At 70.8% G+C, this 19911-nt stretch carries 16 protein-coding genes and 1 pseudogene; 11 read left to right on the forward strand and 6 right to left on the reverse strand.

Annotation, left to right across the window (positions count from 1 at the left end; genetic code table 11):
* Window positions 1-24 precede the first annotated feature (24 nt).
* Together FOF48_RS00525 and FOF48_RS00530 are read left to right on the forward strand one after the other, a co-directional pair.
* Window positions 25-1341 carry a neutral/alkaline non-lysosomal ceramidase N-terminal domain-containing protein gene (locus FOF48_RS00525; RefSeq protein WP_143897671.1) on the forward strand — a complete coding sequence of 439 codons (1317 nt, stop codon included), beginning with the start codon at window positions 25-27 and terminating at the stop codon, window positions 1339-1341.
* Window positions 1342-1492: 151 nt separating this feature from the next.
* The gene (locus FOF48_RS00530) at window positions 1493-2350 is read left to right on the forward strand and encodes a neutral zinc metallopeptidase (protein WP_143897673.1); all 858 of its coding nucleotides are present in this window, start codon (window positions 1493-1495) and stop codon (window positions 2348-2350) included.
* 10 nt (window positions 2351-2360) lie between these two features.
* Here the strand turns inward: FOF48_RS00530 and FOF48_RS00535 are convergent, their stop codons facing one another.
* Entirely contained in the window at window positions 2361-2801 is a 441-nt protein-coding gene (locus tag FOF48_RS00535) for a hypothetical protein (RefSeq protein ID WP_143897675.1), read from the reverse strand.
* Between the two features lie 348 nt (window positions 2802-3149).
* Between FOF48_RS00535 and FOF48_RS00540 the strand changes: the two genes are divergently transcribed.
* The gene (locus FOF48_RS00540; protein ID WP_143897677.1) at window positions 3150-4694 is read left to right on the forward strand and encodes a parallel beta-helix domain-containing protein; all 1545 of its coding nucleotides are present in this window, start codon (window positions 3150-3152) and stop codon (window positions 4692-4694) included.
* Window positions 4695-4733: 39 nt separating this feature from the next.
* Window positions 4734-5963, forward strand: a complete 1230-nt coding sequence (locus FOF48_RS00545) for an SO2930 family diheme c-type cytochrome (RefSeq protein WP_255441784.1) — start codon at window positions 4734-4736, stop codon at window positions 5961-5963.
* A gap of 3 nt (window positions 5964-5966) precedes the next feature.
* On the opposite strand, the gene FOF48_RS00550 is transcribed toward FOF48_RS00545, so the two are convergent.
* The gene (locus FOF48_RS00550; RefSeq protein ID WP_143897681.1) at window positions 5967-7244 is read right to left on the reverse strand and encodes a dicarboxylate/amino acid:cation symporter; all 1278 of its coding nucleotides are present in this window, start codon (window positions 7242-7244) and stop codon (window positions 5967-5969) included.
* 325 nt (window positions 7245-7569) lie between these two features.
* On the opposite strand from FOF48_RS00550, the gene FOF48_RS00555 reads away from it, so the two are divergent.
* From FOF48_RS00555 to FOF48_RS00565, 3 genes are all read left to right on the forward strand, one after another.
* Complete coding sequence (locus tag FOF48_RS00555) at window positions 7570-8214, forward strand: hypothetical protein (protein ID WP_143897683.1); 645 nt, start codon at window positions 7570-7572, stop codon at window positions 8212-8214.
* A 146-nt stretch (window positions 8215-8360) separates the two neighbouring features.
* Entirely contained in the window at window positions 8361-8552 is a 192-nt protein-coding gene (locus FOF48_RS00560; RefSeq protein WP_143897685.1) for a hypothetical protein, read from the forward strand.
* A 40-nt stretch (window positions 8553-8592) separates the two neighbouring features.
* Window positions 8593-9309, forward strand: coding sequence for a S8/S53 family peptidase (locus FOF48_RS00565; RefSeq protein WP_143897687.1), 717 nt, complete (start codon window positions 8593-8595; stop codon window positions 9307-9309).
* Here FOF48_RS00565 and FOF48_RS00570 read toward each other — a convergent pair.
* The gene (locus FOF48_RS00570; RefSeq protein WP_143897689.1) at window positions 9299-11116 is read right to left on the reverse strand and encodes a S8 family serine peptidase; all 1818 of its coding nucleotides are present in this window, start codon (window positions 11114-11116) and stop codon (window positions 9299-9301) included. The genes FOF48_RS00565 and FOF48_RS00570 overlap by 11 nt on opposite strands.
* 120 nt (window positions 11117-11236) lie before the next feature.
* Window positions 11237-13351 (reverse strand): catalase, encoded by a 2115-nt coding sequence (locus FOF48_RS00575; protein ID WP_186001711.1) that lies wholly within the window; start codon window positions 13349-13351, stop codon window positions 11237-11239.
* 340 nt (window positions 13352-13691) lie between these two features.
* Between FOF48_RS00575 and FOF48_RS00580 the strand changes: the two genes are divergently transcribed.
* The 3 genes and pseudogenes from FOF48_RS00580 to FOF48_RS37675 form a co-directional block, all read left to right on the forward strand.
* Window positions 13692-14246 (forward strand): Uma2 family endonuclease, encoded by a 555-nt coding sequence (locus FOF48_RS00580; RefSeq protein ID WP_143897691.1) that lies wholly within the window; start codon window positions 13692-13694, stop codon window positions 14244-14246.
* Between the two features lie 122 nt (window positions 14247-14368).
* A complete protein-coding gene (locus FOF48_RS00585; RefSeq protein WP_143897693.1) occupies window positions 14369-14926 on the forward strand; it encodes a Uma2 family endonuclease in 558 nt (185 codons plus the stop codon).
* 243 nt (window positions 14927-15169) lie between these two features.
* Window positions 15170-15310: pseudogene (locus FOF48_RS37675) on the forward strand (metallophosphoesterase); the annotation flags it as partial.
* Here FOF48_RS37675 and FOF48_RS00595 read toward each other — a convergent pair.
* A complete protein-coding gene (locus FOF48_RS00595; protein WP_143897695.1) occupies window positions 15288-16406 on the reverse strand; it encodes an alpha/beta fold hydrolase in 1119 nt (372 codons plus the stop codon). The pseudogene FOF48_RS37675 and the gene FOF48_RS00595 sit on opposite strands and share 23 nt — an antisense overlap.
* Before the next feature lie 138 nt (window positions 16407-16544).
* On the opposite strand from FOF48_RS00595, the gene FOF48_RS00600 reads away from it, so the two are divergent.
* Complete coding sequence (locus FOF48_RS00600; RefSeq protein WP_143897697.1) at window positions 16545-18965, forward strand: YfhO family protein; 2421 nt, start codon at window positions 16545-16547, stop codon at window positions 18963-18965.
* Window positions 18966-19003: 38 nt separating this feature from the next.
* On the opposite strand, the gene FOF48_RS00605 is transcribed toward FOF48_RS00600, so the two are convergent.
* A complete protein-coding gene (locus tag FOF48_RS00605) occupies window positions 19004-19870 on the reverse strand; it encodes a ChaN family lipoprotein (protein WP_143897699.1) in 867 nt (288 codons plus the stop codon).
* Between the last annotated feature and the right edge of the window lie 41 nt (window positions 19871-19911).

The following is a 19911-nucleotide window of genomic DNA, read 5'->3' on the forward strand; positions in this document are numbered from 1 at the left end:
GGGAGCGGTTAGGCTCCCCGCGGCATGTCCACCTTCCGGCGCTCCCTCCTCCGCACCCTGCTGCCCTCCGCCTTGCTAACGGCGGGGGCTGCGTACGCGCTCGCCTCCTGGAACTGGTGCGGGCGCTGGGAGGAGCGGGCGCCCCAGGTCCTGTCCCAGGTGCGGGGCGAAGGCTCCTTGCGTGCGGGCGCGGCGAAGGTGGCCCTGTCCCCGCCCTTCCCGGTGGTGTTGGCCGGCTATCCGCCACCCAGGCCCGAGGCGAGCCAGGCCGAGCTTCCCCTCCACGCCAGGGCCGTGGTGCTGGAGGCGGGCGGTGCCCGCGTGGGCGTGGTGTCGCTGGAGCTGCTCTTCGTCACCCCGGAAATCGTGGATCAGGTGCGGGAGCGCGCCGCGCGGGCGGGGGTGAGGGAGGTGCTGGTGGTGGCCACGCACACGCACTCCGCCTTCGGGGGTTATGACTCACGGTGGGTGGCCCAGCTCTCCGGGACGGGGCGCTACCGGCCCGCGTCGGTGAACGCCGCGGTGGCGGGCGCGAGCGAGGCGCTGGAGAAGGCCGTGGCCTCGCTGGCGGACGTGACGCTGGAGGTGGGCGGGGCGGCGGACGCGGGCCTCGTCTATTCGCGCACGGGCGGAGAGGTCCCCGACGGCCAGCTCACGCGCGTGGTGCTGCGCGGGGCGGACGGGCCGGTGGCGGAGGTGCTGGTGTTCGCCGCGCACGCCACGCTCCTGGGCCGCCGGCAGGCGCTGGTGGATCCGGACTACCCGGGCCGCTTGAGCGCGCTGCGCGAGGAGGCGGGCCAGGGCGTGACGCTGTTCGTGCAGGGCAGCGAGGGCAACGCCTCCGTGGCCTTCTCCGAAGGGGAGGGCGCGGGGCGGGCCATGGGGTTCGCGCGCAAGCTGTCGGCGCTGGTGGACGGCGCCACCCCGGGGCCCGTGGCGGGGCCGGTGCGGCTGGCGTTCGCGAGGGTCCAGGTGGCCTTGCCCCGTCCGGACGCCTCGCGGCTGGTGCCCGCCTTCACCCGGGCGGCGGGGGACAACTTCCTGTGCGGCTCCTCGCCGCGCGAGGCGGAGGTGGACGCGCTGGCGCTGGGGCCGCTGGCGCTGCTGACCGTTCCCGGGGAGCCCACCACGGGCGCGGGACGGGCGCTGGCGTCCCTCTCGGGCGCGACCCATGTGCTGGGGCTCGCCAATGGCTACGTGGGCTACGTGGACACGCCGGAGCAGGTGAGCGGAGGAAAGGGGGAGTCCCGGCGCCAGTACTTCGGCCCCTCCCTGCTGGAGCGCCTGGGCACCGCCGCGCGCGTGGCGTCCGGCGCGGTGGGGTTCGCTCCCGGGACCTGAGCCGGGCCTGCCCGCCGACGGCCCGTCCACCCGCCTGCCCCTGCGCCTTCCTGGCGGCCGGTCGTCCCGGGGCCGCGCCGTCGCCGACGGAGGGCCCGCTGCCTACCTTGGTCCTCGGGTCGTCGCGGCGCTTGAGCGGAGGGGGCACGGGATGAGGTGGCAAGGCGGGCGTCGCAGCTCGAACATCGAGGACCGGCGCGGAGGCGGCTTCGGGCGCCCGCTCGCGGTGGGCGGTGGCGCCGCGTCGCTGGTGGTGGCGCTGCTGGTGATGCTGCTGGGCGGCGACCCCTCCGACGTGCAGGTGGGTTCGCGCGCTCCGTACTCGCAGCCGGGGACGGGCGGGTCGGGGCAGGCGGTGGATCCCCAGCAGGAGCAGATGAAGGACTTCGTCTCCGTCGTCCTCGCGGACACGGAGGACACCTGGCCCGGCCTGCTGGAGCCCCTGGGCGTGCGCTACGTGCAGCCGCGACTGGTGCTCTTCACGGACGCGGTGCGGTCCGCGTGCGGCTTCCAGCAGAGCGCGGTGGGCCCCTTCTATTGTCCGGGCGACCAGAAGGTGTACCTGGACCTGGGCTTCTTCGACGAGCTGGAGCGCCGCTTCGGCGCACCCGGTGACTTTGGCCGCGCGTACGTCGTCGCTCACGAGGTGGGGCACCACGTGCAGAACCTGCTGGGCATCTCCCGGAAGGTGCGGTCGCTGCGCGGCCGGGTGAGCGAGGCGCAGGCCAACCAGCTCTCCGTGCTGACGGAGCTCCAGGCGGACTGCTTCGCCGGCATCTGGGCCCACCACGCGCAGCAGGAGCGCGGCCTCCTGGAGAAGGGCGACGTGGAGGATGGCCTGGGCGCGGCCAGCGCCGTGGGGGATGACACGCTCCAGAAGCACGCGCGGGGCTACGTCGTCCCCGAGTCCTTCACCCATGGCTCCTCCGCGCAGCGCATGGCCTGGTTCAAGCGGGGCCTGGACCAGGGAACGCTGGAGGCGTGCGACACCTTCAACGCCCGGCGCTGAGGCCCCGCGCTCAACGAGCCCGAGGAGGCCGTGAAGTGCCCGTGCCGTTCAAGGGCTGCTGGAGCTGGTACGTCCCGTTCAGCGGCTGCCGGAGCTGGTACGTCCCGTTCAGCGGCTGCTGGAGTTCATACGTCCCGTTCAGCGGCTGCTGGAGCTGATAGGTGCCTTCGAGCGGCTGCTGGAGCTGGTACGTCCCAATCAGCGGCTGCTGGAGCTGATAGGTGCCTTCGAGCGGCTGCCGGAGCTGGTAGTCGACGGCGGGGGGCTGATACCAGTAATTGTCCCAGAAGGTGCCCTCGTCGGAGCTGTTTGTCAGTGATTGCGGGTCATCCAGGCTCTGTGAGTCATTGCCCCCGGGGGCAGCCTCCGCTTCGTCCTGCTGCGCCATGGCCGCCGTGGCCTGTCCGACGGCGAGCGTCACCACCAGGGTCATCAAGGTACGGGTGCGCATGGAATCCTCTTTTTTCCGTCGCGGGAGAGGGAGCCGCGCCGCGACCTGCCCCATGAAGATGACCGCCCGGGTGGGCGGAGGGGAGCACCGGTGGAGGCCGGCTCGGGCCCGTCCGACCGGCCGCCTTGGAACCCTGCGTCAGTCGCGTTCCGAACACATTGCGGACGAAAGGCTTACCGCGTGCGCGTGCTTTTTCCGCGTGGCCAAAGGGGCGCTGCGTCAAATCACAAACGTGTAACTTGTGCTTGTCGTCAGTGTGTCTTTGCTCCGAGCATGCCGGCTTCCTGCTGCTTCGCGGGCCCGGGTGCTTCCTGGGGACCGGGCGGGGCGGCCTCTCGGAGGAAAGACATGCCCCGTTCGCAGTGGATCCGCGCCTCGTGCGCGACCGTTCTGGCCCTGGTGGGGGCCCTGTCGATGACCGCCTGCTCGGATGATCCGGATCCCACGCCGGACTCGGGCGTGAAGGTGGATGCGGGCACCGACGCCGGCACCGATGCGGGCACCGACGCCGGCACCGACGCGGGGTCGGTGGACACGGGCATCCCCTGGGATGGCGGCAGCGCGGGGACCTTCTCCTGCGAGGGCAAGGCCCAGGCGACGCTGAGCTTCGCGCCGGGCCAGGAGGAGGCGCTCCAGGACCAGGTGAACACGCTGGCCGAGTGCACCACCATCCAGCTGGCGGCGGGCACGTACACCTTCGACAACGCCATCACCGTCCGTCAGAACGGCATCACGCTGGTGGGCGCGGGCAAGGGCGTGAAGGGCGAGGGCACGGGCACGGCGAACAGCACGGTGCTGGTGTTCACCAACGCCGCGGCGAACTCCAACGGCCTGGACGTGGTGGGCAACCGCTTCGAGGTGCGTGACCTGGCGGTGTGGAACGCGAAGAAGGACGCCATCCGCGTGGAGTCCTCCACGGACGTGGTGATGCGCCGGGTGCGCACCGAGTGGGCGGAGGCCGACAAGGAGAGCAACGGCAAGTACGGCCTGTACCCGGTGAAGTCCAAGTACGTCCTCATCGAGGACTGCGAGGCCTACAACGCCGCGGACGCGGGCATCTACGTGGGCCAGACGGAGTACGCGGTCGTGCGCAACAACGTGGCCCGGCAGAACGTGGCGGGCATCGAGATCGAGAACACGAAGTACGCCTACGTGCTGGGCAACACCGCGAAGGACAACACCACGGGCCTGGTGGTGTTCGACCTGCCGGGCAACCCCATCAAGGGCACCGACATCCGCGTGAAGAACAACACCATCACCGGCAACAACCGGAACAACTTCGCGTCGGTGGCGGCCAGCAGCAGCACGGTGTCGCAGGTGCCGGCGGGCACGGGCACGTTCATCCTGGCGTCGCGCCGGGTGGAGCTGACGGGGAACACCTGGGGTGACAACAACTCCGTGGACGTGGCGGTGCTGAGCGGGCTCGCCATTGAGTCGGACCCCGCGCAGTGGGTCGCCGGTGGCATGAACTTCGACAGCGCGGACATCAGCATCCACGGCAACACCTTCACCGGTGGCAGCGGCGACTCCGTGGACAACGGCAAGCTCAACCAGCAGCTCCGTCCGCTGGGCGCGCTCCTGGCGACGCTCTACGCGTACGGCGAGACGCAGGGCACGCGCGGCGTGGAGCACCTGCTGTGGGACGGCCTGGATCCGTTCGGCCACGACCGCTCGCGGGTGAACCCCATCAACATCTGCTTCAGCGGCAACACGCTGCCCCAGGGCACCGCCACGGCCATCGTGGACCTGGACCTGCTGACCGCCGGGACGCTCGCGACGGAGGGGAACCTGCCCGGCGCGTGGGCGAAGACGCGGCACTACGCCGCCACGGGGACCGCGTTCGACTGCGCGGGCTTCAACCCCGCGCTGACGATTGGCGACTTCATCAAGTAACCGCGGTCAGGGAGCGTGACACCCATGTGGACGCCGTTCGTGAGCCCTCGTTTCTCCGTGGTGCTGCTGGCGCTGACGCTGGCGGCCTGCGGCTCCTCCGACCCGGAGGTCCCCGGGCCGTCACCCGACTCGGGCATCCTCGTGCCGGATGCCGGTCTGGAGGATTCGGGGGTTCCCGACGCGGGCGTGCCGGATGCCGGTCCCGTGGACGCGGGCGTGCCGGATTCCGGGACACCCGACGCGGGTGCGCCGGACGCCGGCCCGATGCTGGCCATTCCCACCGAGCTGTCGGGCTTCGGGTTGTTCACCGGGAGCCCGGCGGACGGGGGCTGGGCCCCGGTGGAGGGCAACATCCCCTACACCCTGTCCACCGCGCTGTTCTCCGACTACGCGGTCAAGTCACGCACCCTCTACATCCCCCCCGGCAAGACGGCGCACTACCAGCCGAAGGACGTGCTGGACCTGCCGGTGGGGACGCTCATCACGAAGACGTTCGCCTTCCCCGCGGACCTGCGGGCTCCGGACCAGGACGTGCGCCTCATCGAGACGCGCGTCCTGGTGCGCCAGCCCACGGGGTGGGAGGCGTGGCCCTACGTCTGGAACACGGAGCAGACGGAGGCCACGCAGGCCACCGGGGGCCGCTCGCGCGACGTGACGTTCATCGACCTGGAGGGGCAGACGCGGTCGTTCAAGTACTCGGTGCCCTCCAAGAACCAGTGCCAGCAGTGCCACCACCTCCAGGACGACACGGGGGCGCAGGTGATGCACCCCATCGGGGTGAAGGCGCGCTACCTGCACCACGAGAACACGTACAGCGCCGTGGCGCGCGACCAGCTGGAGTACCTGGCGTCGCTGGGCAAGCTGGACGGGCTGCCCTCGCTCGCGGAGCTGCCCAGGGCTCCGGACGCGTTCGACCCGCAGGCGGCGGACCTGTCCACGCGGGCGCGCACGTACCTGGACATCAACTGCGCGCATTGCCACAACCCGAAGGGGACGGCGGGCATCACCAGCCGGCTGTTCCTCAACTTCGACAACCCGGACCTGTTCACGCTGGGCGAGTGCAAGCGCCCGGGGTCGGCGGGCAGCGGCGTGGGCGGCGAGTTCGACATCGTCCCCGGCAACCACGCCGAGTCCATCCTCTGGTACCGGCTGGACACGGAGGAGTCCGGCAAGATGATGCCGCAGATTGGCCGCACCGTTCACCACGCGGAAGGCTCGCGGCTCATCGCGGACTGGATTGATTCGCTGCCGGCGAAGAGCTGCAAGTAGGGCTCAGGCGGCGGGCGACGGGGGCTCCTCCAGCCCCACGTTGCTGGACGCGCGGTTGTAGACGTCCAGGTCCAAGAGGCCCTCCTCGCGCGCGACCAGCACTGGCACCAGCATCTGGCCGGTGACGTTGGTGAGGGTGCGCATCATGTCCAGCACCCGGTCGATGGCGAGCAGGTAGCCCAGCCCCTCCAGCGGCAGCCCCGCGGCGCTGAGGACGACGGTGGTCATCACCACCGCCGTGCCGGGCACGCCCGCGGTGCCGAAGCTGCCCAGCACGGACGCCAGCAGGATGATGAAGAGCTGGGGCGCGGACAGCGACAGGCCGAAGTACTGCGCGATGAAGAGCGACGTCATCGCGGGGTAGATGGCGCCGCAGCCGTCCATCTTGATGGTGGCGCCCAGCGGCACGGCGAACGCCGCGTAGTCCGCGTTGACGCCCAGGTTGTGGGTGACGCTGCGCAGGGCCACCGGCATGGACGCGAAGCTGGAGGAGCTGACGAACGCCACCTGCATGCCGGGCGCGGCGCCCCGGAAGAAGCGCAGCGGGTTGAGCCCGTGCGCGAGCAGCAGGCCCCCATACACGAACACGACGTGCACCGCGCACGCGAGGTACAGCGTGAGGACGAAGGTGCCCAGGGGCAGCAGGCGTTCGAAGCCGTAGGTTCCCACCAGCGCGGCGATGAGGCCGAAGGTGCCCAGCGGCGTCAGCTCCAGCACGAAGCGGGTGACTTGGATCATGGCCGCGCTGGCCTCGCCCACCAGCTCCCGCAGGCGGGCGGTGCGCTCGCCCAGCTTCACCAGCGCGAAGCCCAGCAGGCCCGCGAAGAAGATGACCTGGAGCATCCGGCCCTCGGCCAGCGCGGCGAAGGGGTTGGTGGGCACCACGTCCAGCAGCACCTGCACCGGGCCGGGCACCTGCCGGGGCTTGTAGTCGGAGGCCACCTGGAGCTGCCCCACGCCCACGCCGGGTCTTGTGAGGGCGGCGGTGCCCAGGCCCACGCCCACGGCGAGCGCGGCGGTGACGGCGAACCAGAGGAAGGTGCGGCCGCCCAGCGCCGCCACGCTCTTCTGGCCGCGCAGCGCGGACACCGCGTGGATGACGGCGAAGAACACGAGCGGCGTGGCGATCATCCGGATGAGCTGGACGTAGAGCGTGCCCAGGGGCTGGAACCATGTGCCCGCACGGTCGCCCAGCGCCCAGCCCGCGAGCGCGCCCAGCACGAAGGCGCCCAGCACGCGCTGCCAGAAGGGGATGCGGAACCAGCGGGCCCAGGGCTTCATCGCGCGACACCTCTCACGGCGGTGGACCGGCAGACCCTAACCGCCCCGCGGCCCGCGCGCCGCATCGCGCCGGGGGCTCCCGGGCCATCGCGGTGGGTCTCCCGGTCTCCAGGGCTTCGCGCTGGATGACGCCCCGGGCGCTGTGGCGGGGAGTGTCACGACCGGCCCACGGCCGTGGCGGATTGAGTTACAGCGCCTTTGTCATTGGTGGAAAATTGCAATGAATTGCATGCCGAGTGGACAGGGCGGAGGTGGGGCGTGGCTTTTGCAGAATTCCAGGCCAAGTCGGGAATCATCCTGGCTGTGATTGCCTCCGAGACCATCCATGAACCGCCACTTCCGCCTGTCCTCGACGCTCTCCGCCTCCCTGCTCCTCGCATCGGTTGGCGCGTGGGCTGGCGAGCCCCGCGCGGCCCCCACCCCGTCACGCGCGGAGCGTCCTACCTCGGCTGCCGCCGCCTGCGTGGATCTCCGGGGGGACCTCGTCCAGGCCGCCGGGGCCGCGGGGGTTCCCATCCATGCGGAGCAGTTCGGCATGACGACGACGGAGGACTTCTCCTTCGCTGGTTTCAGCATCGCGGGCAATGAGCAGACCCCCGCCACGCAGTTCGGCACGGGGGTCGAGTCCGCCTTCGTCTATCTGAACGCGCCGGGCTCCGGCATCCCGGCCGGCTTCTACCGCCTGGTCGCCCGCGCCGATCCGCGGGACATCCGGATTGGCAATTACTCCGGCTTCGTGGACTTCCAGGCGCTGGATGGCAGCACGTCCGCGAGCGTCGTCGCGACCTTCAACACTCCTTCGCTCTCCGCCCCCAATCAGCCGAACGTCCCCTTGGTTGGTTATTCGAGTGGGATTTCGGTCGGGAGCGGCTTCCTGACCATCAACGCCAAGTCGTACAGCTCCGTCTGGCTCAGCCTCCTCTACTCCAACGGCACGGTGCTCCAGCTCGTCGTGGCCATCAATGGCTGAGCGCTCCGAGGTGGGAGCCGGTCCGGGGCCAGCGAGGTTGGGACAGGGGACGGCGCGGACTCCAACTGCTTGCCTCGCCCCGCTCCGGGATCGGCTCTATGCTCCTCGTCGCTTTTTTCAATCAATCCAATGCTTGGAGTGCTCCCGTGAAATTCACGAGCAGGGATGTGTCTCAGTTGCTGGCGGAGGTGAGTGGCTCCGAGGACCTGGTGGGCTACGCCTGCGCCACCTCGATGCTCAACGGCTACGCCTTCACCTGGAACGGCAACCAGTGGGTGGGGACCTACTACCCCCAGCTCACGCTCCCGGTCGGTGAGGACTCGCGCGGCGCCTGCTAGCGCGGGGGCGTTCGTCGGGAATCAGGAGGCCCGGTCCAACGTGAAGGTCGCCGTCGTGGACAGCGGCGTGTCGGTGGGGTTCCTGCGGGGGCAGTCGTTGGCCCTCGCGGGAGCCGCCAGCTTCACGCTGGACCGGGAGGCCCGGCGGCTGGAGTCGCGCATCCATTCGCGCGAGGAGTTGGATGCGTGGCGGGGCGGGGACTCGTGCCTGGATGACCTGGAGGATGCGCACGGCCATGGCACGGCGGTGCTGAGCATCCTGCTGGATTCGGCCCCACCTGTTCCTGGCGTGGAGTGGTACGTCGCGCGGGTGCTGGATGGGCGGATGCGCGGGGATTCGCTGTGCCTGCTGGAGGCGCTGGAGTGGCTGACGGCGGACGTGCGCCCGGACCTCATCAACCTGAGCCTGGGCACCGTGAGCCGCGCCTTCGAGGCGCCGCTGACCGCGCTGCTCCAACAGGCCGTGGAGCAGGGGAGCGTCGTGCTGTGCGCGGCGGGCGCCGTGCCGGGCCTGCCCGCGGGGTTGCCGCCGGTGGTGACGGTGGCGGACGCGCAGACGGCCCGGGCGCTGGGGGACAGGGGCACCGTGGACCACGTCGAGGACGCGCCCACGGTGCGGCTGTTCACGGGCGGCGCCTGGGTGGAGCGCCCGATGACGAGCAGCTACGCCTGCGCGCTCGCGGGAGCGCGCGTGCTGCGTGAAGGCTGCCCGCCGGGATGGCGGCGTCACCGACCGGGGCCGGCCGTCACGGATTGACGAACAGGCCCGCGGTGCCGGTGTCGCAGTCCGAGAAGAAGCGGTACGAGTAGAAGGTGGGCGGGGCGCTGGTCAGCGCGGGGTACTGGAGGGTCCAGATCTTCCGCTGGGTCGTGTCCAGCAGGCTGCTGGCGGGATAGGACGGAATCAGATAGCTCGCCTGGGTTACGTTGCAGCCGCCCGACGGCGCGCCCACCGAGTCGAAGCTCAGCTGGAACAACTCGTTGTTCGCGAGCGTGATGTTCGCGCCCACCGACTCCACGTGGAAGGGCCCGTTGTTCGCGGACACGACGGCGAACTCGGCCCGTGGCTGCGCGGGGACGGAGGGGGGATTGAGCGTGGGCAGGAAGAGGGGCCGGAGCGTCTTGTCCACGGAGCCGAGCGAATGGAAGCGCGCGCGCACCGCGGCTTCGATGAGCGAGGGCGTCCCGGCTGGCACGGCGTCCACGAGGTGCGCCGCGAGCCCCGCAACGAAGGGCGCGGACATGGACGTTCCCGACAGGTATTCATAGGTATTGGAGGTCGTCGTGCCGGACTGCGGGTATGCGGCGAAGGTGGAGCGGATGGCGAGGCCCGGCGCCCACGCCTCGACGCAGGTGCCGTAGTTGGAGCCTGGGCCGGAGCCTGCCACCGTCCCGTTGCGGAAGCCGTCGACGCACATCTGTCCCGGCTTGCAGTGCAGCGGTGTCACGGGCTGCCCCCGGTCATCGATGGCGCCCACCACCATGATGCCGTCCGTCGTGGAGGCGGGACCGTAGGCGCGGGTGCATGCGTCCACGGAGTCGTTGCCCGCCGAGTTCACGATGAAGGCCCCTTTGTAGCCCGGTGCGGGCTGGGACACGGTGACCATGCGCGAGCCCACGGTGCCGGTGGACGCGAGCACGCCCGAGCCCAGGTTGAAGGAGAGGTTGATGATCCCCACCTTCCCGTGGGAGGTGATGTCCATCATGGTCCAGTCGAGCGCCTGGATGGCGGCGGCGGCCGTGACGTTGCCCGGGTTGCAGTGGTGCACCGTGTCCAGGGGCTCAGGTCCCATCACCGACACGGAGACGAGGGAGATGTCGGGCGCGACGCCCACGACGCCGGTGCTGTTCTGCTTCGCCCCGATGATGCCCGCCACATGGGTGGCGTGCGCGTAGCAGCCCACCAGTCCGTCCGCGGCGTTGCCTCCCGCGGGCCAGACGCGCTGCACGACGTTGAGGTCGGCGTGGAGCCCGATGCCGCTGTCCAACACGTAGACCTTCGTGGGGATCTTCGCGGTGGTGGTGGACGACGTGTTCTCCGCCACGGCGCGCTTGCCCCAGGTCTTCATCTCCGTGCCCGTGGAGTTCGTCCACAGGGCGCCGCTCGGAGAGGTGGCCTCGTCGGGAGTGATGCGCTCGACGCGCGGGTCCGCGCGAAGCCGCTCCACTTGTTCTGGCGTCAGGAAGGCCATGAAGCCCAGGCCCGCCCAGCTCGTCAGCCCGGTGGCCTGGAGGCCGTACTGCCGCTCCAGCTCGCGCACCAGGTGTCGCGCGGGCGTCTTGTGCCAGGACGCGAACCCGTCGAGCGGTGGCGCGGCCTGGGTGAAGCGGGCCTCGGAGCCCCGGCGCAGGTCGACGAGGTAGTGCACCCGACCGGACTCGTCCCGCACGAGTGAGGGACGCTCATTGTTCACCGGCTGGCCCCAGGCATCCGCGGGGTGGAGCAGGTCCTGCGTCACCACGACGACTCCGGGTGTCTCGGAAGCTGCGAGTCCCTGGGACAGCGCGGGAGCAGCGGACAGCACGCACGCGAGCGCGGCGGCGCGAAGATGGACGGCTTTCATGGACTTCCCCCTCTTTGAGAGGCGGTCATCCTGCGCGCAACGCAAGCGGGCTGGACAGTACGCCAGGAGTGGGGCGCGACCTCCGGAGCTTGGAGGTCGCGCCCGTGTCAGGCAGTGGACTCAGGCCGGGACGCGGTCGTGGTCCTGGCGGTCCCAGTGCCGGTGCTTCGCGAGCGCCTGGGCGAGCGCGGTGGCCAGCGCCTTGCCTGCCCCGGCCTTCGAGCCGGCGACGATGCCGGGCGCGGCCGGGTCGATTTCACACGCCTTCAGCACGTCCTCCGCGTCCTTGGACGCGCCCACCGTCTTGCAGTGCAGGTAGGCCTCCTGCACGAAGTGGCGTGCCTTGCCGTCCTTCTTCAGCACCGCGACGCTCGCGGCACCGCCGGGGATGAAGACGCCGTCGTATTCGATGGAGTCCGTGGTCAGCGCGCTCTTGTCCACCGGCACGTCCTGTCCGTTGGCGGCCTTCACCGTGCCCAGCCACCTGGCGATGACCTTCACCTGCGCGCCCTGGGCCTCCAGCTCCTTCTTCACCGCCATCAGCTCATCCGCGTCCACGCCGTTGGCGACCAGCGCGGCGATCTTCCGGGTCTTGATGGACGGGGGCATGGCGGCCTTCATCGCCTCCATGCTGAGGGCCTTGGAGGTGGCGGGCCCCTTGGGGGTGACGGGCGTGGCCTTGGGCGCGGGCAGGCCCAGCCCCTCCGCCACGGCGGTCACGAGCTGGGTGTCGATCTTCGCGAAGTGCTCCAGCGCGCGCTCCTGCACGGCGCGCGTCTCCACCTTGCCCAGCTCGAAGCGGCACGCGTCGATGAGGTGGGCCTGCTCCGGCGCGGAGAGGCTGCGGAAGAACAGCGCGGCCTGGCTGTAGTGGTCGTTGAAGGAGGGGGAGTGCTCGCGCACCTTCTGGCCGCTCACCTGCTCCGGGTGGTGCACGAAGCCGCCCTGCTGCTGGGACGCGAGGAACGGGCAGCCGCCGCCCAGCGAGTTGGGGAAGTAGTTCGCGCGTCCCGCGTTGCTCGTGTGCCGGCCGAAGCCGTCCTGCTGGTTGTTGTGCACCGGCGCCAGGGGGCGGTTGATGGGGAGCTCCGCGAAGTTCGGACCGCCCAGGCGCGTGAGCTGCGTGTCCAGGTACGAGAAGAGGCGCGCCTGCATCAGCGGATCATCCGTGAAGTCGATGCCCGGCACGATGTTGGACACGCAGTAGGCCACCTGCTCCGTCTCCGAGAAGTAGTTCGTCGGGTTGCGGTCGAGCGTGAGCTTGCCCACGGGCCGCACGGGGACGACCTCCTCCGGGATGAGCTTGGTCGCGTCCAGCAGGTCCACGCCCAGCTTCTGGGCGTCCGCCTCTTCCACGAGCTGCACGCCCAGTTCGTATTCGGGGAAGTTCCCCTGTTCGATGGCTTCGTAGAGGTCGCGGCGGTGGAAGTCCGGGTCCTTGCCCGCGAGCTTCTGGGCCTCATCCCAGACGAGCGAGTGCGTGCCCAGCAGCGGCTTCCAGTGGAACTTCACGAAGCGCGAGACGTTCTTCTCATCCACGAAGCGGAAGGTGTGGACGCCGAAGCCCTGCATCATCCGGAAGCTGCGCGGGATGGCGCGGTCGGACATGGCCCACATGACCATGTGCAGGGTCTCCGGGACGAGCGACACGAAGTCCCAGAACGAGTCATGCGCGGTGGCCGCTTGGGGGATTTCATTGTGGGGTTCCGCCTTGGCGGCGTGGATGACGTCCGGGAACTTGATGCCGTCCTGGATGAAGAAGACGGGGATGTTGTTGCCCACGAGGTCGAAGTTGCCCTCCTCCGTATAGAACTTCACGGCGAAGCCGCGCACGTCGCGCACGGTGTCCGCGGATCCGCGCGAGCCCGCGACGGTGGAGAAGCGCACGAACACGGGGGTCTTCTTGTTGGGATCCTGGAGGAACTTCGCCCGGGTGTACTTCGCCTGGGATTCATAGACCTGGAAGTAGCCGTGGGCGGCGGCGCCGCGCGCGTGGACGACGCGCTCGGGGATGCGTTCGTGGTCGAAGCGGGTGATCTTCTCACGGAGGTGGAAGTCCTCCAGCAGCGTGGGGCCGCGTGCGCCGATGCGAAGCGAGTCGTCCGTGTGTTCGACGCGGACGCCCTGGTCCGTGGTGAGGAAGTTGCCCGTGGGCTCCGAGCGATCCCGGGCGAGCTGCTGCTCCTTGCTCTGCTCGTCGACGTGCACCGCGTCCGGCTGCTTCTGTGAGGTCATCGCACCGCCTCCTTCAAGGGGCGTGCAGCGTGCTCATTGGCGCGGAGGGCGCACGCCTCCACGCGCCTTGTCTGGAAGGTGCCGGACGGAGCGCGGCGAGGGTGTCTGGTGGCGCGCGTTCTGGACGTTGGCCAGCGAGCGTCAGGCGTCCTTCGCCGGACGCACCAACATCCTGCCGGGGTCGTGCCGTCGGGAGGCGGGCTCGGGGGCCGGAGAGGGGTGGGTTATCGGGAAGACGTGTGAGGTAGGTGTCATGGCTGACGCCCTGTGATGTCGGATGGGCGTGCTACGTCTTCCGCTCATGGATAGAGTGACGGGCGGCGAGGAGTGGAGGGAGTCCATGGGAAAGAAGCCCGCGACATACGCGGACCTGGAGGCGCTCCCGGAGCATGTCGTGGGAGAGCTTGTCGCGGGGGAGCTGTATGCGAGCCCACGGCCGGCGATGCGGCATGCCGTGGTGTCTTCACGGCTTGGGGGCGAGCTCATGGGCCCGTTTGGGAGGGGCAGGGGAGGGCCTGGAGGCTGGGTCATCCTGGACGAGCCCGAGCTGCACTTCGGTGATGACGTCCTGGTGCCGGATGTCGCGGGCTGGAGGAAGGAACGGATGCCTGTCGTTCCCGACACGGCGGCGACGTCTCTCGCGCCGGACTGGGTCTGTGAGGTGTTGTCCCCGTCCACCCGGACGCTGGACCGGGAGGCGAAGCTGCCTGTGTACGCGCGCGAAGGTGTGCGGCACGTCTGGTTGATGGATCCGAGGACACGCACGCTGGAGGTGTTCGGCTTGAGGGATGGACGGTACACGGGACTCCTCACGCATGTCGGGGCGGCGCCCATCCGGGCGGAGCCGTTCGACGCAGTGGAGCTGGACCTCGCGTTCCTCTGGGGGGCGCAGTGAGCCGACGGTGGGAATAGACCTCTGAGGTCCAGTGGACTTCGAACGCCCCTGGACGTCAGACGGGCGTGCTACGTCTTCCGCTCATGGATAGAGTGACGGGCGGCGAGGAGTGGAGGGAGTCCATGGGAAAGAAGCCCGCGACATACGCGGACCTGGAGGCGCTCCCGGAGCATGTCGTGGGAGAGCTTGTCGCGGGGGAGCTGTATGCGAGCCCACGGCCGGCGTTCCCTCATCTCACGGCGGCCTCGTTCTTGATGGCGATCCTTGGCAATCCCTTCGTCTTCGGACTGGGTGGGCCTGGAGGCTGGTACATCGTGACCGAGCCCGAGCTCCAACTGGGAGACGACGTCCTCGTGCCAGACCTCGCGGGTTGGCGGCGCGAGCGGCTCCCCAGGGCGCCGAAGGTCGCGGCGCTGGCCCTGCCACCGGACTGGGTCTGTGAGGTGCTGTCTCCCTCCACGCGACTCCTGGACCGCAAGGCGAAGCTGCCCGTGTACGCGCGCGAGGGCGTGCGGCATGTCTGGTTCATCGACCCGGTCTTCCGCACCCTGGACGTGTTCCGATGGGAGTCGGGGCAATACGTGCCGCTCGCGACCCACACGGGAAATGGCCCGGTGCATGCCGAACCCTTCGAGAGCATGGCATTGAAGCTCGCCACGCTCTGGGACGAGCCGGGCTGACAGTGGACCGCTGCTTCCTGGCAGCGCATGGGGCAGGCGGACGGCCGTGCACCACGGATTCAGGTGCGCCTGGGCGCGAGGTACGGGAGGCTGAGGCCCATGGCGCTGTCTCCGTTCTCGATCCTCATCGCGCTGGGTGCCGTGTTGGGGCACCTGTCGCTGTTCCGGCGGCTCGTGTGGAACATCCCCCCGCGCCGTACGCCCCGGCTCGTCGCGTCGCGCGGCGACCTCCAGGCACGCTACGGGTGGAGCCGGGAGCACTCCGCCGGGCACTACCGGCACGGCGATTCACACATCTACGTCAGCCGGGGCTGCGGCTTCTGGGGCCCGCCCATGCGCCTGGGCAGCCCCCCGGAGCTGGTCAAGCTGGTGCTGACTTCTTGAGGAATGCGTCCAGCGCGGCGTTGACCGCGTCCGGATGGTCCAGGTGGATCCAGTGTCCGGCGCCCTCCACCAGCTGGTGCGCCACGCCCTCGCCCAGCCGATGGAGGCTGCGCGGCGAGTCGTTGTCCGGCGCGATGAGCGAGAACTTCGGCCCCGGGTAGCGTGCGAGCGCGGCCGTCAGGTCGAAGCCCACGCTGGAGCGCTGGACCGCCACCACGGCGGACACCGGCGTGGCCTCCAGGTCCGCGAGCAACCGCTCGCGCACGTCCGCGCGCGGCCCCGCCATCTGCGCCCAGTCCTGCCGCAGCGCCTGCGCCACGTCGGGCGCGTCGAGCGAGGCGAGGTAGGCCGTCACCTGCTCCTGGGGATACAGGTGCAGGTCCGTCATCGGATCCACCAGGAACAGACCCACCACCTGCCGGGGGTTGTCGCCCGCGTAGGCCAGCGCCACGCCCGCGCCGATGCTGTGCCCCACGAGCACGAAGCGGCGAAGCCCCAGCGCCCGGACCCCGGCGGCGATGTCCCCCGTCAGCGACTCCACCGTGTAGTCCTGTGGCTCCGGCGGCGTGGAGCCTCCGTGGCCGCGCAGCTCCAGGGCGATGCCCCGGCGTCCCACCGAGGACAGATGCTCCAGCTGCGCCTGCCAGTGCGACGCATTGCCCGCGAGCCCGTGCACGAAGACGACGGGCAGGCTCGTTCCGCCGCCGCCCGTGTCCACCAGCCGCAGGTCGCCAGAGGGCCCCGCCACGCGGAAGTCGTCGAAGCGGACGCGGTGGCCCACGAAGGCCTGCCCTTCCGCGAAGGGGACCTCGTAGTGCGTGACGTGCAGGTCACGGTCGATGAGGTAGCGGTCATCCTCGGGGAAGAAGAGGGCGCGCTCTGGCGCGTCGCCCGCGAAGCGCTTCACCGCGTCCATCGACTCCCAGAGGGTGACGAGCAGGAACTCCGCCTTCCCCTCCGCCACCTTGCGCAGGCAGTACGCGGCCAGGTTTCCGGGCGTGCGCCGGTAGTGCGCGAGGCCCGTCTGGTGGAGATAGGCGAGGTAGGCGTCGGCGTCCTCCGCCTTCGTTACCCCGCGCCAGGTGCGTGCGAGCATGGGTGGGCCTTTCGTGCTGGAAGAAGGGAGCCCCGGATGTAGCGCGCCCGGTGGGAGGTCGGCCACCCTGGGAGGGGCTCGACGCGACAAGACGACACTTGGCGGGAGGCCGCCCGTCGTCGACGATGTCCGGCACACGTGGACGCGAACCCTGGCGCACCGATTTCCGCGGAGCCCGCCCAGCGGGTGGACGAGGTCCGGCCCGGCTGGCGCTGGATGCTCGGAGGTCTGTCGCTGGTGCTGCCGGCGCTCTTCTTCTTCCGGGCGACGTTCTCCTCCGACGTCTTCCTGGCGGGGGACACGCTGCGGGCCTTCTACCCGATGCGCGCCTACTGGGCGTCGCGCGTGTCGCGGGGCGAGTTCCCGGACTGGTTCCCCTACGACGGCTTCGGGCAGTCGTTCCCCGCCATCTTCATCTCCGGCGTGTTCCACCCCACGACGCTCCTGCACCTGGTGCTGCCCTTGGGCGTGGCGGTGAAGCTCACCGTGCTCCTGTGCTTCCCGGTGGCCTTCCTGGGAACGGCGGCGCTGCTGCGCGAGTGGGGCGTCCCCCGAGCAGGCGCGCTGTTCGGGGCGCTGACGTTCACCTTCAGCGGGTACCTGGTCTGCATCACCAACAACCCCACGTACCTGCTGCCCGCCAGCACCGTCCCCGCCGCGTTGTGGGGCGTGCTGCGCTTCGTGCGGCGCCCCACGCCCGCGCGGCTGACGGTGGGAGGAGGGTTGCTGGCGCTGGTCGCGTTCGGCGGGGATGCACAGGCGTTCGCCGTCACCCAGGCGCTCGGGGTGCTGATGGCCCTGGCGGAGCCCGTGACGGCCCCCGGGACCTGGGCCCGGCGCCTGGGGGCCTGTCTCCTGATGGTGGCCACGGGGGGGCTGCTGGCCGCGCCTCAACTGTTCCCCGCCGCGGGGTTGCTGCTGACGGGGGAGCCCGGGGCACGCTCGGTGACGGAGGCGCAGTACTTCTCGCTGCACCCGCTGCGGGTGGGGGAGCTGCTGCTGGGCCCGTTCCTCACGGATCCGGTCGGGGTGCGCGGCATCCCTGAGGTCGCGGTGCGCAAGCTCATCTTCGTGGGGGGCTTCACCCGGGCGTGGGTGGACTCGCTCTACGTGGGGACGCCCGCGTGCGTGCTCGCGCTGGCGGGGCTGGGGGCGTCGTGGCGCCGGGGGCGGACCTGGGTCTTCGTGGGTGCATGGCTGCTGCTGGTGTTGCTGGTGCTGGGCTCGGCGCTGCCCGTCTACGGCTGGGTGTACCAGCTGCTGCCGCTGTGGCGGCCCTTCCGCTACCCGGAGAAGCTGGCGTCCTTCGTGGTGCTGGGGCTGGCGGTGGGCGCGGGGCTGGGCTGGCGGCGGTGCCTGGGGCCAGGAGGTTCTTCGCGCGCGGTCATCGTCGCGGGCGTGGGCGTCGCGGCGCTCTGCGCGGCCGTCGCGCTGGGGGAGGCGCTGGGCGGGGTGTGGACGCGGGGCTGGGTGCTGCCGCACTGGCCGGACATTCCGCGGGCCGCGAGGGAAGGCCTGTCGGGCAACGTGGTGCGCATGGGGAGCATGGCGGCGGGGCTCGCGCTGGCGTGCGCGGTCCTGGCGTGGCGTCCCCGGCTGGGCGCGGGGTGGCTGGTGCTCCAGGGCGCGGCGCTCTTCCTGGAGAACGCGCCGCTCTATCAGGTGTCTCCGGTGGAGATCCTGGAGACGCCGCCTCCGCTGGTGGCGCGGATCCGCGCGCTCGTGCCGGAGGGGGAGCCGGTGCGGGTGAACACGGTGGTGAAGGCCTACGGTGCGCCACCCCTGGCCGGCTACGAGTTCCGGGACCGGTTGAGCCTGGGGCAGGTGGCGGTGCTGGCGCCGGACACGTCGGTGTTCTGGGGCATCGAGAGCGCGGCCAGCTATCTGCCCGGGAGGAGCACGCGGCTGCTCCGGTTGATGGCGGATTCCCGCCGCTGGGCGGGGGAGCTGGCTCCGCGCCTGTCCACGCCCTACTCGGTGGTGCGCACGGAGGAGCTGCGAGGGGCGGGGCCGCCACCGGGAGGACGGGTGGTGGCGGAGGATCCGCTCTTCGGGTTGTCGTTGATGGCCCACGCGCAGGCGCCCGCGCGCATCCATCTGGCCCGGCCGGAGTGCGTGGCCTCGCTCGATGAGGCGCTGCGGCGGATGCTGGCGCCGGAGCTGTTCGCGCCCGGCGACGCCATCGTGGAGTGCGCGGCGCCGCTGGAGGCCGGCGCGGGGACGGGCTCGGTGCGCGTCACCCGCGAGTCGCCGGAGCGCTTCACGGTGGAGGTCGCGGCCGACGGACCTTCGGTGCTGGTGATCAACGACGCCTACCAGCCCGGCTGGTCCGCGACGCTGGATGGCGCGCCTGTTCCCATCCTCCCCGCCAACGTGGCGGTGCGCGCGGTGGCGGTGCCGACAGGCAGCCACACCGTGATGCTGCGCTACCGGACGCCGGGGTTGCTCCCGGGGCTCTGGGTGGGCGCGCTGACGCTGGGCGCGCTGGCGGTCGCGATGGGCGTGACGCGGCGCCGCGCGGGCAAGGGGAGCGCCGTGCCGTCCGGCGTCTCCGGCTGACGCATCGGTGGGGCCTCCGCGCGGCTTCCTGGCTGCTGCTAGTTCGGCGCGGGCGTCGCGGTGGAGGCGGCCCCGTGCGCGGGCGGCGAGGCGTGAAGGGCTCCGACGGAGTAGGTGCCGTCGTAGCCATCCGGGTCGTCGGCGCTCTTCTGGAGCGTGATGCCCAGGGGCTGCTCCTCGGCCGGGCCGCGCAGCGGCTGCGGGCCACAGGTGTCCGGCGTCATGCCCCGGCAGATCCACGCGCTCCCCCCGGCATTCGCCAGGTCGAGCGACACCAGCCCGGGCTCCGCGTCGAGCAGCTGGTGCGTCATGAACCGGAGCTTGCTGTCCCAGGGCGCTCCCATGTCGCGGCGCGCGTGCAGGTTTCCCACGAGCACGATGAAGGTGTCCCCGCGCGCCTGGCTCCGCGCCTGACGGAGCTGGTCGGCCATGGTGGTGTCGCGGTCACTGCCGCCTGGATCGAACGCCACCACCCGCACGGACAGCCCCGCGTGTCGCAGCTCCCGCACGCGCTCCAGCAGTTGCCGCATGGCCTCGCTGCCGCGGCCGTCCTGAACAGCGCGGTTCCAGAAGGCGCTGTCGGTCGGCATCCCCGCCGTCCCCGCCTCCCCCTCGACGAAGGTGTCGATGCGCGCCTGTTCCTCCACGGGCAGCTCCAGCGCCAGCCGCACCGGCTGCCCCAGGGCCGCCGCGTGACACGCCAGCCGCGCCGCGAAGGCCGGCGCCTCCTGCGTGCCGTGGATCTCCCCCAGCACGACGAAGGCGGAGGGCTTGAGCACCGCCTCCATGCCAGCAATGGTGGGACCGCAGTCCGCGCGCACGGGGGCCGTCGCCGTCTCGCGTGCCGTCCGGCATCCGGTCAGGACGCAGGCGGCCGCCAGCAGGGAACGCAGGGACAGTCGCATGGGATGGAACCTCCTTGGGACAACCGTGAGGCCGCAGTCTC

Origin of the sequence: Corallococcus sp. Z5C101001, assembly GCF_007352635.1 — a bacterium.
In the GTDB taxonomy this organism is placed as follows: domain Bacteria; phylum Myxococcota; class Myxococcia; order Myxococcales; family Myxococcaceae; genus Corallococcus; species Corallococcus silvisoli.